The sequence below is a fragment of the Polynucleobacter sp. AP-Reno-20A-A9 genome, from assembly GCF_018882085.1.
GTDB lineage: Bacteria > Pseudomonadota > Gammaproteobacteria > Burkholderiales > Burkholderiaceae > Polynucleobacter.
On the sequence record NZ_JACVPB010000001.1, the window covers coordinates 1 to 14178 of the forward strand.

Annotated in this window: 16 protein-coding genes; 4 read left to right on the top strand and 12 right to left on the bottom strand. The window is 43.8% G+C overall.

Going from position 1 to position 14178, the window contains the following annotated elements; genetic code table 11:
- Both ICN39_RS11245 and ICN39_RS00005 read right to left on the bottom strand, forming a co-directional pair.
- On the bottom strand, positions 1-64 hold a 64-nt coding region (locus tag ICN39_RS11245), incomplete at its 3' end, for a transposase (protein ID WP_223146557.1).
- Positions 65-124: 60 nt separating this feature from the next.
- Positions 125-559 (bottom strand): DUF6641 family protein, encoded by a 435-nt coding sequence (locus ICN39_RS00005; protein WP_216232154.1) that lies wholly within the window; start codon positions 557-559, stop codon positions 125-127.
- A 144-nt stretch (positions 560-703) separates the two neighbouring features.
- On the opposite strand from ICN39_RS00005, the gene ICN39_RS00010 reads away from it, so the two are divergent.
- Complete coding sequence (locus ICN39_RS00010) at positions 704-1045, top strand: hypothetical protein (protein WP_216232155.1); 342 nt, start codon at positions 704-706, stop codon at positions 1043-1045.
- A 372-nt stretch (positions 1046-1417) separates the two neighbouring features.
- Complete coding sequence (locus ICN39_RS00015) at positions 1418-1759, top strand: hypothetical protein (protein WP_216232156.1); 342 nt, start codon at positions 1418-1420, stop codon at positions 1757-1759.
- 8 nt (positions 1760-1767) lie between these two features.
- On the opposite strand, the gene ICN39_RS00020 is transcribed toward ICN39_RS00015, so the two are convergent.
- Positions 1768-2769 (bottom strand): HD domain-containing phosphohydrolase, encoded by a 1002-nt coding sequence (locus ICN39_RS00020; protein WP_216232157.1) that lies wholly within the window; start codon positions 2767-2769, stop codon positions 1768-1770.
- A 347-nt stretch (positions 2770-3116) separates the two neighbouring features.
- On the opposite strand from ICN39_RS00020, the gene ICN39_RS00025 reads away from it, so the two are divergent.
- On the top strand, positions 3117-3701 hold the full coding sequence (locus ICN39_RS00025) for a site-specific integrase (protein ID WP_216232158.1): 585 nt from the start codon (positions 3117-3119) through the stop codon (positions 3699-3701).
- A 124-nt stretch (positions 3702-3825) separates the two neighbouring features.
- On the opposite strand, the gene ICN39_RS00030 is transcribed toward ICN39_RS00025, so the two are convergent.
- The 9 genes from ICN39_RS00030 to def form a co-directional block, all read right to left on the bottom strand.
- Positions 3826-4512 (bottom strand): hypothetical protein, encoded by a 687-nt coding sequence (locus ICN39_RS00030; protein ID WP_216232159.1) that lies wholly within the window; start codon positions 4510-4512, stop codon positions 3826-3828.
- A gap of 44 nt (positions 4513-4556) precedes the next feature.
- Entirely contained in the window at positions 4557-5771 is a 1215-nt protein-coding gene (locus ICN39_RS00035) for a tyrosine-type recombinase/integrase (protein ID WP_216232160.1), read from the bottom strand.
- Between the two features lie 338 nt (positions 5772-6109).
- Entirely contained in the window at positions 6110-6793 is a 684-nt protein-coding gene (locus ICN39_RS00040) for a response regulator (protein ID WP_216232161.1), read from the bottom strand.
- A 2-nt stretch (positions 6794-6795) separates the two neighbouring features.
- Positions 6796-9105: an ATP-binding protein gene (locus ICN39_RS00045; RefSeq protein WP_216232162.1), complete on the bottom strand. Its 2310-nt coding sequence runs from the start codon at positions 9103-9105 to the stop codon at positions 6796-6798.
- On the bottom strand, positions 9102-9683 hold the full coding sequence (locus tag ICN39_RS00050; RefSeq protein ID WP_255532223.1) for a DUF4390 domain-containing protein: 582 nt from the start codon (positions 9681-9683) through the stop codon (positions 9102-9104). The genes ICN39_RS00045 and ICN39_RS00050 overlap by 4 nt, the downstream gene beginning before the upstream one ends.
- Positions 9680-10996, bottom strand: coding sequence for a 16S rRNA (cytosine(967)-C(5))-methyltransferase RsmB (gene rsmB, locus ICN39_RS00055; protein WP_216232163.1), 1317 nt, complete (start codon positions 10994-10996; stop codon positions 9680-9682). The genes ICN39_RS00050 and rsmB overlap by 4 nt, the downstream gene beginning before the upstream one ends.
- A gap of 1 nt (position 10997) precedes the next feature.
- Complete coding sequence (gene htpX / locus ICN39_RS00060; RefSeq protein ID WP_216232164.1) at positions 10998-11864, bottom strand: zinc metalloprotease HtpX; 867 nt, start codon at positions 11862-11864, stop codon at positions 10998-11000.
- A gap of 2 nt (positions 11865-11866) precedes the next feature.
- Complete coding sequence (gene fmt, locus ICN39_RS00065; protein ID WP_216232165.1) at positions 11867-12865, bottom strand: methionyl-tRNA formyltransferase; 999 nt, start codon at positions 12863-12865, stop codon at positions 11867-11869.
- Between the two features lie 8 nt (positions 12866-12873).
- Positions 12874-13389 (bottom strand): peptide deformylase, encoded by a 516-nt coding sequence (gene def, locus ICN39_RS00070; RefSeq protein ID WP_216232166.1) that lies wholly within the window; start codon positions 13387-13389, stop codon positions 12874-12876.
- Between the two features lie 71 nt (positions 13390-13460).
- Between def and dprA the strand changes: the two genes are divergently transcribed.
- Complete coding sequence (gene dprA, locus ICN39_RS00075) at positions 13461-14135, top strand: DNA-processing protein DprA (protein ID WP_216232167.1); 675 nt, start codon at positions 13461-13463, stop codon at positions 14133-14135.
- Positions 14136-14178 lie beyond the last annotated feature (43 nt).

The following is a 14178-nucleotide window of genomic DNA, read 5'->3' on the forward strand; positions in this document are numbered from 1 at the left end:
GTTCAACTACCTGTTTGACTGCCTCTAACTTGAACTCTTCAGTAAACCGTCTTCTTGTACTCATGACACACCTCCTAATAGACTAAATATTAGGCTAGAAAGTGTCTATAGAAGTAGTAGCGATTCAAAATCCTTTTCGCAAATTTACGCTTGCTGTTGCAATCTGCGTATCAAGCTCACCCAACTCCACAGCCGTTTTAATTTGCTCTAACGCTTTAATTAAACCTTGTGCTGTGTCGCACTCTACGCTGTGTTTACCTTTTGCCAACTCAATAAGCTGACTGCCATATTTAATGCTGACGCAGACTTTGCCAGCATCATTTTTAAACCACCACTCTCTCAACCTTTTGTTTACTTCCACACTTTTACGCAAACCAGTTTCTTTATCCTTTACTGTGCGAAACTTTTTAACAGCAAAGCTAGTGCCGTTGATTTGGCTCTTAGCAAGCTCGATTTGCTCCCAAAGTTTATTAGACAGCTTATTGCGACGAAATACGACTGCTGGTATATGTGCTGGTTTTTTTGCTGTGCTAAGTTTTAATCCATCTAATGTACTCATATCAATCTCCTTTGTAAGTAAGTTCAATTACTGTAGTTTCGGAAACGCTACGAGAACAACCTGAATTTGCCGTGCAATACCCAGTCATATGTAAGAAATGGACAGCAAATATTAAGGAATATTTGGTTGTTGATAAATATTTGTATGCGTAATGACGAACAAGTAGCAAATGATTGGTTAAAGCAAAACGGTATTGCAATAAAGCATATGGACAGAGTGGACTTATGCTTACAGCAAGCACAGATAGTTGCGACAAACTTACTCAAACATCACGCAGAATGGTTAAACAGCGACGAACGCGATTTACTAACGACATATACAAAAACCGTGCAGATAAGAGCAAGACAGAACAAGGCTTGTAGGGCTATGTCTTACAAGGTGCTCAATTTAGGCAAACGGACGAACAGAAAATTATTTAGACAGCACACGCAAATAAGTCATTGCGATAACAAAGGACAAAAACACGAAGTGGAATATAACGGCTAATGACTTCGTGCTCGTATTGCAATTGCTGTAAAGGTTGCGATACATATGAGCGAGCCGCAGAATTACTGTTTAGCAAATCAATGCGAAAACTGGTTGAGAGTTTTAATACATTCGTCTCTCGTTAAATTCTTTTACAGTTGTATGCGATGGAATCAGAACATTACATACAAGCGACGACTATCAATGCTACTTCTTTAAGTCGCATATAGCCGTTGTTTACTCCAAAATCAGTCAAACAACAAAGCAAAAGCAAATCAATAATGAGCCGAAGGAAATGTGACGAGCGAAAGCGATAGCTTTAGCGAAGACACAGCAAGCAACGAAGTAGCTTGCTTCGAATAACTGAGTTACTATGAAAGAAAGGAGTTTCATATGACTGAAAATCAAATTAGTGAATATACCCAAAAGCTATTAGATAGAGTAGTTGCTCTTACGCACGAAGTAGAGAATCTACGCACATCATATGGGATAGTGCGAGATAGATTAAATATGAACGCTGAACAGCTATTTGTTTTGGCAAAAGGATTTACTGACGAAGCAAAACTCATAGAACAATTTGCCACACTATCCACACAAGCCGCAAGCATTACTGCGGATATGGCAATGCTTACTAAGAATGAAGCACTTATTATGTGTGCTAATGCTTCTCACCAAACAGCAAAAGATTTAGACGAGCTTATTGCCAAGTTTAAGCAAGGACATTTGGATAACTAGCATTAGAATTATTTAGTATGGGGGGGGGGGAATTGATAACCATCTTCTCTAAACAACTTTAAGCAAGCATCAACAACCTCAGCATCAAATAGCTTTCCTTTGCCATTCTCAATTTCTTGCAATGCCGCATCTATACCAATTGCAGGACGATACGGACGAGCGTGAGACATTGCTTCAACAGTATCAGCTACAGCTAATATTCTTGCTTCCTTAATAATGCTATCGCCTTTTAAGTGATTGGGATAACCACTGCCATCAAGTCGTTCGTGATGTTGATAGATGGTTTGTGCAAGTGCCCATTCGAAGTTTATATTCTTAACAATATCAAAACCAGTTTGTGCGTGTCTATGCAATGCTTCAAGTTCGAAAGATTCTAATTTGGTTGGCTTGCTTAAAATTTCTGCTGGCACAGCAATCTTGCCAATGTCGTGTATCAACGCACTTAGCTTTAATCCTTCAATCAGATTGATTGGTAAATTCATTTCTGTAGCAATTGCAACACACAAGTGTGCAACACTACATTGATGTTGGTAAGTGTATGCATCTCTCGCTACGATAACTTTAGTCAATGCCTCCACAACCTGATACATATTGAGTGCGAGAGCTTGTTGATAGCGGATTAAAGAACTTTCAGCATTCTTTCTGCTTGTAATGTCTCTAATGTTGCATTGAATAACTCTGTCGCCATTTACACCGTATACATTACTTACAAACTCAACGCTAATAATTTTTCCATCTTTTGTGCGTAATGGTAAATCGTTGTATTTAATATAGCCGTCCTTCTGTAATACAGCAAAGGCTTTAATGGACGCACTTTTATCAACCATTGCACCAATTTCCCACAACTCCATACCAACAAGCTCTTCTTTTGTATAACCAAGCATCTGTATTAGGTATGGATTTACATCTTCAATTTTTCCTGTTTCAAATTCCAATATCAAAATGCCATCTTGCGCAGTTTCAAACAAGCGTCTGTAGCGAAGATTTAAGTCAGTATTAGTGTTTGTCATATTCTTATACTCTGCCCAATCGTTTAATTTGTCAAACAGCACCTCAAACCCACGCTATAAACACTTAACGAGTGACAGTGAATAGCAATACAGCAGAGATGTGCTCAAACAGCGTATAGACGCTGTACGCAAGTCTGCGTATTTCTGTAGTCAAAATCCCACACTATCAATAAATAGTTATATGTAAGGAAATACACATTTCATTACATTTCGTTACGCAAACAGCGTATCTCATTATTTTTAATAAGGAAAATATATTGCTTACAAATTGGCATAAATCAGTCGCAGAAAGAAACAAAAGAAAGCAACATAGAGACATAGCAAAACTTTGGTTAGGTAAAGAAACTATGTCGAAACAAGCAAAAGTATTAAGTGGTGCAGAAATTCGCAGAGTATTGGATTACTGTGCAACAAGAAAGCATTCACAACGCAATAGAGCATTAGTAATGATTATGTTTAATACGGGAATGCGTGTAAGTGAAGTTGCCAGTCTACGCATTAAAGATGTTGTAGATAGCGAAGGCAATATAAAGAACGAAATACGCTTATTGGCAGAGAATACAAAGACGAATGAGGCAAGAACGGTATTTGTGAACGAGAAGTTGCGTAAAGAACTACAGCAATACGCAAAGGTATATGCCAACTCAAATCCAAGCAATAAGTTCTTCTATAGTCAAAAGCGTGATAGCGACGGCTTTACGGCAAATACGCTTACACAGCACTTTCACTATTTGTATAAGCGTGTTGGGTTAGACGGAGCAAGCTCACATTCGTCTCGTCGCACATTTATTACAAAATTGGCAAATGATGGAATTGGTGTGCGTGTGATTATGGGATTAAGCGGACACAAAGCACTTAGTAGCGTGCAATGCTACATCGACTGCAATAGTGAGCTTATGAGAAACGCTGTGGAGAATTTGGCTGTGGTGTGATGGATTTGATGGTTTGCTTGGTTTTGATGGTTAGGCACACAGCCGAAAAACAAGCATATGCAAGGCATATGGCTATTAGGCTTTATGTGTAGGTTTTTTAGCTGTGTAGTCAGCCAAACCATCCTTACTTGCCTTGCTTCTTCAAGTTAGCAAGCATTCCTTTTAACTTCTCTGCTTGTTGTTGGTTTTGTTTTAACTCTGCTTCAATTTCTTCTGCTGTGCGCTCTTGCTTTGCCAATTCCTCTAACGCTAATGCCATTACATCTAACTTCACTTGTGCTTTTGTTTTCCATCCGTGTAATTGCTGTAATCGTCCTTGTGCCAAATTATTCGCACTCTTACTTGTAATCAAGCGTGGCATACCATCGCTATCTAAACTTATATCGCTGTCAAAACTAAAATCAATGCCTCTATCAAACCACATCACCAATGTTTTGTCGGTAGCAATAATTTCTTGTAGTTTTTCGTATGCACGCTCAAATAAGCCGTCAGCCTTATTTTTCATATCGTCCATCACTTGCTTGCGATTGACAATTACTTTGCCAACTTTGGGATTGCGTCCGCTATAGCTATCCAATTTTCCGTGCCACATCACTGCTTCTTGTAGCATTTGCTCATACTCTTTTACTTCTTGCGGTGGTTTTATTTCACGCAACTCTTGTTGCTCAGCCCAACGCTGTTTGTATAGTTTTGCAAAGTCTTTGCCAACCGCATTATTAAAGTCACGCGGCGAAACATCCAATCCTTTTTCCAACATACGCATTAGCTCTTTAATACGCTTCTTGCGTGTCTCGTTATTAAAGCGTGCCATAAGTCACATATATAAAAAGTAAGCAGATAACCAATATTACATTGTTATGCCAATCTCTCTGCTGCCATTGTTGCTGTCATTTTGCTGTAGTGCCGTTCAATCATATTCACGCTAGTTCCCATTTGCTTAGCAAGCGTATGTATATCAATGCCGCTTGCTAACGCAAAAGTAGCGTAGGTATGACGCAAGCTATACAGCGTTCGGTTTAAGCCACCACTATCCTTACGCATACTGCTTCGCACCATTAAGTTTCTAAATATATTTTCCATATTGCTTATCTGCGTGTTGTCAGGCAAACAAAAGATGGCTTTGTCTAACTTAGCTTCAATTAGTCCATTTAAGTTTGTGTAGTCCAACTTATGCCAACGCATTAGACGCTCAAATACTTTGATTACTTCGTGCTTAGCAATTAGGTAGCGTGGACCAGTCTTGCCACTTACCCAAACACGCAAATATTTTTTATTGCCTATCCAATGCCACTGCAAGTGTTTCCAACGCAAGCGTAGTGCTTCTGTGCCGTGTCTAACTCCAGTGTTTACCAAAAATTCTATGTAAGCAACACACAGCGTTCGCATTAGTCTTGTGCGTTCTGTATAGCTACTCCTTACCCAAGTCTCTGTATAACTTATCAACTCAATAATTTCTTCTTTACTAAAAGCTGGGCGAGGCTGACTACGCTTGCCTTTGCTGTCTAACATTGGCACAGCACGATTGTGTGCAACATAGCCACGCTCTCTCGCTAAATTCACAACACGAATATATGCACTTGCGTGATTGCGTTTCGTGCTTGCCATCGGTACTTTATTCATTTCAGTAATTCGCCACGCATCAAAATCTGCAAGCATCTCTGTTGTAATGTTTTCTATTTCGTAGGCGCCAAAAAAAGGAATGAGATATTTATTGATTGCAAAAATATAATCTCTATAACAACGACGACCAATGTTGTTATTCAATGCTCTACTCATATTTGCAATTTCATCTAACGCAATCTGCTTAAATGTTTTCGTAGTGATTGCCAAGCCAGCGTCTGTTTTTATTTTTACTGTTTCATATATTACAATCGCATTTATCTTTGCTTGCTCTATGTCAGTAGTATTTGTTGTCGTGCTATGCCACTTGTTGTTTGCCAACTTAAATCGCACTTGCCACTGTGATGACTGCGGACGCTTATACAGCAAGGCTTTGCCGTCCATCAGCTTTACTTGTTTAATAGTGTTTGCATCAAACTGTGTTGTGAATAATTGTTGTAGCGAACTCATACACGCAAGTATGTTTTCAAACGCCTACTTGGACGACGATTAGTTTTTTATCGTCGCAAAAATCCCACGCAATACTCTGCGAACAAAATTATGTGTGTGATTTTTTTATTGAGTGCCGCAGATATTTCTGCGAATTGAACGGCGCTGTGAAGAGAAGCTTTGAGCTAATGTTTACAACTGTCAAACATCGAAAAATATTTTTTTCAATCCTCTGCTCTACCGACTGAGCTACCAGGCCAAGAGCTGGAATTATAACGAATTGGCTTAGGGAGCCCTCAAATTTTCTTAGCCCCCCGTGATTTCTGGGTTTTGTGGTGCCTGCCCTTATTAGGCGGGGCTTAGCTTTCGCCTTTATTGCGCGATGTATCTATTCCCAAGGCTTTCAGTTTGCGATACAAATGGGTTCTTTCTAGGCCTGTGTACTCTGAAATCTTGGTCATGCTGCCGCCCATGATTTGCATTTGATGCTCAAAATACGCCTTCTCAAATAAATCTCTTGCTTCCCTCAAAGGAAGATCAAAGTACGTTTTTGCAATTCCGCTGATGTATTCACCCTCAACAGCCGGGGCAGCCGATTCGGCAACCACCTGCTTTGGTGTAGCAACGGAGTTAGCGCTCGACTGAACGGCTCTAACCTGCTCTGGCTCTACATATTTAGGAGAGCTCTCCAAAGCTTTGCTAACCGTCTTTAAAAGCTTTTGCAGGGCAATTGGTTTTTCTAAAAAGTTGAGCGCTCCAATACGAGTTGCTTCAACAGCAGTATCAATCGTTGCATGACCAGACATCATCACTACCGGCATCGTGAGTTGTCCAGTATTGGACCACTCCTTTAATAAGGTAATGCCATCGGTATCAGGCATCCAAATATCTAACAAGACTAAATCGGGGCGCATTTGTTCGCGAATAGTGCGTGCCTGTATAGCGCTTTCTGCAGCGTACACAGTATGGCCTTCATCTGTGAGAATCTCATTGAGAAGCTCACGAATTCCCATCTCGTCATCAACAACCAAAATACTAGCCATGCTTATGCTGCCTCTTTTGCTAGATTCATAAACAATATTGACACTTTCGCACCAACCACTTCTTCACCTTGCATACGGTTCCGAATTTCAATTTTGGCAGAGTGATCATCAATGATTTTCTTAACTACCGCCAAACCCAGACCCGTACCCTTGCTCTTTGTTGTTACGTAAGGCTCAAAGGCCCTTGCCAATATCTTAGCTGGAAATCCAACCCCACTATCACTTATTGTTAATCGCACAGCATTTTGAGCTATACCATTGTGCTCACCATAGGGGACTAACTCTGTCTTAACCTCCACCGGACTACCAGGATGGGGCCCCTCAAGAGTGGCATCTTGAGCATTTTGTAGCAAGTTATGAATTACCTGCCTGAGTTGTGTGGGATCCCCCATGATGTCTGGGCAATGAGGATCTAACTGGGTACGTAATGGACTACCCTCGTATAGGCCCAAAATTTCTGAGGTGAGAGTATTGATGGAAACTGGCTTCAGTTGTGGAGTTGGCGTCTTCGCAAAATCTCTAAAATCATTCACCATCTCTTTCATGGCCTGTACCTGACCAATGATGGTTTCAGTACTGCGATTAATCATCTCTTCTTGCTCTGGGCTCAGCTTGCCTGCAAGCTTATGCTGCAATCTTTCAGCAGAAAGCTGAATAGGCGTTAGAGGGTTTTTAATTTCGTGCGCAAGGCGTCTAGCAACTTCGCTCCAAGCGATAGATCTTTGTGCGCTCACCACATCAGTAATGTCATCAAAAACAACCATGCGTAAATCGCCAGTCAGCTCTGTGCCACGCACGAACAGAGTTACTCCTAATTCATTTTCAAATTCATTTGTCGTATGTAGTTGAATTTGTTTTTGCCACACTGGTGCATTAGTCTGTGCAGTCTTTTGTTCTGCATCCCCTTCGCCCAACACTGCGAGTTTCATGGTTGCAAAACCCTCTTTGATAGCCCCCTCAAACTCCAATAGGGCCGGGCTGCTACCGAGGGGCCTTCCATCAAGCAGAGTAAGGTCTTGACCAAAAATACGATCTGCGCCTGCATTGCTAGAAACAACGTTGTAGTTTTTATCAAAAATGCATACGCCTGCCGTAAGGCTTCCTAATACGCGCTCCAAGAACGCTTTGGACTCTTGCAAGGAAGTGCGGGTATCAGCCAGCTGCCTGGTCATGACGTTAAATTGTCGTGTAAGCATGCCAAGTTCATCGCCAGTATCGAGCTCTGGCTTGGGCGACAAATCTCCCTGCGCAACTGCCTGGGTGCCTCTCAGAAGCATCAGGAGAGGGCGTGCAAGCTGCCTACCCAACATCAAAGCCAAAGTAATGGCTACGAATACCGCAAAGAAAAGGGTGAGGGTTAATGTACCCACAAACATCTTACGAAGGCCAGTGCGCCCCAATGCTTTTTCTTGATACTCACTATATGCAGACTCCACAGCAAAAATGTTTTTTGCCAATGGGGTTGGTATGTAACGCACTAACTGCAAAAAATATTTGTCTTCAGCATCTTTGCCAGAATCCAATTTGCTATGAATAGACTTTTTTCGTACAACGGGAACAATTGCCCGGATTCGATAGCCGCGTTGGCCGCCTTCCACCTCAATTTGATCTAAAAAGGTCATGCCCTTCTTGCTAAATGCTTCTGCAACCACGTCGGCACTCGGCGCAGGAAAGTATTTTTTTGGCTTTAGCTCGCTCGTTAAAATCAGATTGCGCTGCATATTAAAGAGGCTAACTTCTTGAATGCCAAATTGATTGCGAATTTTCATGACTGTTGCAGCCACCTGCTCGGCGGAAGTTCCCGATGGAATTTGGACGATCTGTTCGGCGATGAAATTCCCTTCGCCCAAAATTTCTTCTTGGGCCACTCGCAAGGTAACACGCCCTAACTCTAATCCGGAGTTCAGCGCTGTCTCAACTTTGACATCAAACCAAGTCTCAATACTGCGCGACACAAACTGTAATGAAACGCCATACAAAATTAAGCCTGGAACGATTCCGACTAAGGCAAAAATCATGGCCAACTTTGCAATCAAACGTGTACCAAAGTGCCCTCGATACCAGCGCACGGCAATGACAGCCACCAAAGTCAAAATGACTAGGGTTAAACAAATTCCAATCACTACGTTGGCGGCATAGAGCCAAATAAAGTAGTTATCAAAAAATTCTGTGTTGGATGAGGCGATCGCCAATAAAACTAAAAGCAATAAAGCAAAGGCACCGATCACACCGATCGTGACCGGAATGATTTTTTTACTCCAAGCTTTGGATGTAAAAAAACCCGGATCTAGCATGGCCGCTATCGATCTCATCGCTTAATTAGATTAGGGCCACTAGGAGAAAATGGAAAACGATACCAATCGCTTGAAACATTCCAATCGCGGTTATTGAGTGCGTTTACTTGGAATGGTTTTGGTAGCTTAGTAAGATCCAAACTCATGCGCATACTGGCTGTATAAGATTTGCTGGGATCTAGTTGAGAGCTATCAATGACTCGCCATCCACCAATACTGCCCACCGCTTGCAATGCCTCAGACATAGTTCTGGCAGAAAAAGTAAATCCGTCTGAGGCGATTCGATACTGCTGTGTGAGTGGTTGATAAGAAAGACGAGCCTGCCTTTGCACAAGCGCAGACTTTTCATCAAACCAATACCAACGCGATCGAATTAAATCAAACTCGGTTTGGAAATAGAGAACGACCCCTTTTTGTACCGCATCCTCCAGTCCGGGAGATAGCTCAATCTGGAAAGTTGCGTTGAGAAGCCAGTCGTTATCCGCCTTCTCCAACTCAAAGGATTTGATCTTGATTCCTTCGGCGCTAACGGTGGTTGAAAAAACTCCCAACACCATCAAGAACAAAAAGAGGAATTGTTTAATTCTTCGGCTCATGGCCCATTTTTCTTAAACAAAGCATAGTAAAAACCGTCGTTTAGTTCACTAGGCAAAATCTGGCCTGGAGCGCCTAATCGTAACGCATTGGCGTGTTGCTCAGCAAACCAAACAGCCTGCTCCTCGCCCTCCTCGGGAAATATCGAGCAAGTGACATACAAAAGGGTGCCTCCCACCTGGAGCATCTTCCATGCTTGATTCAAAATAGCCCGCTGTCTTTCTTGCAGAGCCCTGATGTCTGCTTCGCGCCTTAAAAATGGAATATCAGGATGTCGCGACACTATTCCAGAGGCTGAGCAGGGGGCATCGAGCAGAATCTTGTCAAAAAGAACGCCGTCCCACCAGGCCGCCTTGGAAGCATCGCCGCGTAACACGCGTACTTTGTCGGACTGCAAGCGCAGGCGATCTAAGTTGCCGCCAATTTTTCCAATGCGCTCGCCATCTAACTCTAGAGCCCGCATTGAGCAATCTGCAATCTCCAATAGATGCGCTGTTTTTCCACCGGGAGCAGCACAGGCATCCAACACCAACTCCCCCGTCTGAGGGTTTAATAAGGCCGCAGCCAGCTGTGCACCTGCATCCTGTACAGACACAGCACCAGTATAAAAACCAGGTAGGTCGGATACGGGAACCGCTTCAGGTAACAGGAGAGCGGAAGGCAGTTGAACGCCAGCTAATTCTTCTATTGGTGCCGAAGAAATTCCGGCCTCAGCCAATAAGGATTGATATTGCTCACGCGTATATTGTCTTTGATTTACACGCAAAATTAATGGCGCACGCTTGGCCTGTTGAAACAAAATCGATTGCCATGCTTTGGAATAATTGCGCTTCAGATTGGCGCGCCACCAAGCAGGCACATACATTGGAATTGGATCGGGCGGATAACGCTTCTCGCCCTCTGGTGGTTGCACCACAAGACTTACTTTGCGTAGGACCGCATTCACTAAACCTTTGGCATACATGGTTTCGTCATATTCACCACAAGCCATCACCGCCTGATCCACAATCGTGTGAGCTGGATAGCCCTTGCTCTCGGTTGCGTCTTGCAAAAATAGAGCAATCGCGACGCTGAGCAAATGATCCACTTCAGGAGGTGGAGTCTTTGGAATAAATTGCTTAATGAATTCATGAGAGCGCACCCACTTACGGAGTGCATCAAAGCTCAGGCTCTGAACGATCGGGCGTTCGTGAGCCTCCAGCTGATCCAGAAGCTCAGTAAGCGATCTTCCGCTCATGACCTCGCTTACCGCTTGTGCAGCAATCGTGATTGCTTCAGAGAGCGGGAGACTGCGTGGTGTTTTTTGATCAGTCAAATTAATTTGCTCCGGGATATACCCCGTTTTTAGCCATACTCATTAAGCGTGCCACCCGCTCTTCAGTAGGTGGATGGGTTGAAAAAAGTTGTGCGAGGCCGCCGGCACTCAAAGGGTTGAGAATCATCATCTGCGCCGTTTCAGGATGCTGTTCAACCGCTTGAAATGGAATGCCTTGTGCATAGTTGTGGATTTTTTCTAATGCCTGCGCTAGCGCCTCAGGATCAGAACTAATTTCTGCGCCACCACGATCTGCCTCGTATTCTCTTGCGCGAGAAATACTCATTTGAATCAAGCTTGCTGCAATCGGGGCCAAAATTGCCACCATCAAGCTGGCAATCGGATTGCTGGGCCTGCCCTCAGAATCGCGCCCACCAAAGAACATGGCAAAGTTAGCCAATGCTGATATGGCTCCAGCCATCGTAGCGGCGACAGTTGAAATCAAAATATCGCGATGACGAACGTGGGCAAGCTCATGCGCCATCACGCCGCGTAATTCACGATTCGAGAGAATTTTCAGAATGCCGGTGGTTGCAGCAACCGAGGCATTGTCTGGATTACGGCCCGTTGCAAAAGCATTGGGAGCATCCTCATCAATTAAAAATACTTTAGGCATCGGTAAGCCAGCCTTCTCCGATAACTCTTTAACGAGCCCATAAAACTGGGGGGCAGATCTTTCGTCAACCTGCTGTGCATTAGTCATCTTCAACACCATGGTGTCAGAAAACCAATAGCTGAAAAAATTCATGCCGACGGCGAGCACTAAAGCCATCAACATGCCCTGCTCACCACCCAACATACCGCCAACCACAATAAAGAGCGCAGTAATTGCTGCCATCAAAACAGCAGTCTTTGCAAAATTAAACATTTCTACTCCTTTGTTTGAAAGCGCAACAATTTTTCACTATCACCAATTGACTGTAAACACGTTTTAGCATCTATTTTTTTACCGCCTGGTTTTTGCATTTCTAAAACCTCAAGCACCCCTTCACCACACTGAATATATGCGCCCTTATTACCATACCCAAGCACTTCGCCTACAGTACCGGTGACGCTTACGGCCTTGGGGTCTGCAAGTCTTGAATCCCAAAACTTCACCGCTAACCCATTAAAGTCGCTGCTTGCCCCTGGGAAAGGATTAAAAGCCCGAATACGCAGATCAATTTCTTTGGCACTTAGAGCCCAATCGATCTCCGCCTCACTCTTCAGTATTTTTTTGGCGTAGGTGATGCCATCCTTTGCTTGCGGTACCCGAGATAAATCTTTGTCTTGGTCTAAGGAATTTAAAACATCAACAATCGATTTTGAGCCAAGCTGTGCTAATCGATCATGCAAGCTTACACTCGTCTCATTGCGAGTAATTTCAAGATCCGCAACTAAAACAGTGTCTCCGGTATCCAGCCCAGCGTCCATTTGCATAATGCAAACTCCCGTCTTGGAATCGCCCGCTTCAATTGCTCGCTGAATTGGTGCTGCACCACGCCAGCGCGGCAAGAGAGAGGCGTGAATATTAAAGCTGCCATGCCTTCCCGCTCTCTCGCTAATATCCAAAATGTCTTGGGGCAAGATCAAGCCATAGGCAACCACCACCATGGCGTCAAAGTCTGTTGAAGATAAGCGCTCATATGCGGCTTCTGCCTGCGCCTGCTTCTGCGAATCAGTGCTCGTGCGTCTTAATGTCTCCGGCTGCAACACAGGAATATTTTTTTGCAAAGCAAAGTCTTTTACCGGGCTTGCATGAAGATGCATACCTCTGCCGGCACGGCGATCGGGCTGAGTTAAAGCCAAAACAATTTCATGACCAGCATCGTAAATTGCGCGCATCGCTTGCGCAGCAAACTCAGGAGTTCCAGCAAAGACGACTTTCATTAGTGCGCTTAGCGCTGACCCACTAATTCTTTAGCGCGCTTCTTCATTTTTTGTGAGATACGAGTTCTTTTAAGTATTGATAAATACTCAACAAACACTTTTCCTTGCAAATGGTCTAACTCATGTTGCAAACAAACTGCCAACAAACCATCAGCCTCTATTTCGAATTCTTTACCATCAACGTTTAAAGCCTTCACTCGAATTTCGGATGGCCTCTCAACCTCATCATAAAATTCTGGAACAGATAAACAGCCTTCGCGCCAAGATTTTGTTTCAGGGCTTGCCCAAATAACTTCTGGGTTAATAAAAACCATCAATTCGTTTTGTTCATCGGACACATCAATCACTACGATGCGCTCATGAATATCTACCTGCGTCGCTGCCAAGCCAACACCGGGAGCGTCATACATGGTGTCCGCCATATCAGCGACAATTTTTTTAATGCGCGCATCCACTTGCTCCACTGGTTTAGCAACCTTGTGCAAGCGCGGGTCTGGATAACAAAGGACGGGTAATAAGGCCATATAAGAATTATCCAACAGAGCTATCAGTCTGTCCTGATTGTCGCAATTCCCCCAAAGAACAAAATTGATTTATGCAAACATCCTCGGTACCTAATTCTGTTCTCCAAATCGATCGTAAGAGCCCTTATTACCCAATCCGCCTGCATGATTTATATGATCCCCCGGGGTGTCTTTATATATATGGGGACATTCGTCTTCTGAAGAGGCCCATGATTGCGATCGTAGGTTCAAGAAACGCCAGCCCTGAAGGCTTAAAAAATGCAGGCCTGTTTGCCCAAGCATTATCGAAAGCGGGCGCCTTGATTGTTTCTGGCCTAGCAAAGGGGGTCGACAGCGCCGCCCATCAGGCGGTCATTGGGCTTGGGCCCAATCACTGCACTGCGGCAATATTAGGAACGGGCATAGATGTCGTCTATCCCCGTCAAAATGTCGACCTGTCACGGGCAATCAGCCAGCAGGGGTTATTGGTATCTGAACTCCCCCTAGGATCAGGGCCCAAGGCATGGCACTTTCCAAGAAGAAACCGCATTATTGCCGCTCTAGCACTTGGCGTCGTTGTAATAGAGGCGGCTGAAAAATCAGGCTCCCTCATTACTGCCCGCTTAGCCGCAGACCTTGGAAGGGAGGTTTTCGCCCTTCCCGGGCCCATCCATAGCGCCAATTCTGCCGGCTGCCATCTACTTATTCAGCAAGGTGCAAAACTAGCCTTTAGGCCAGATCATGTCCTTGAGGAGCTTTGTTTTTAAGCAAAAACTGCATTTAAAGGGCTTAGAAATGGGTTTTAATCTG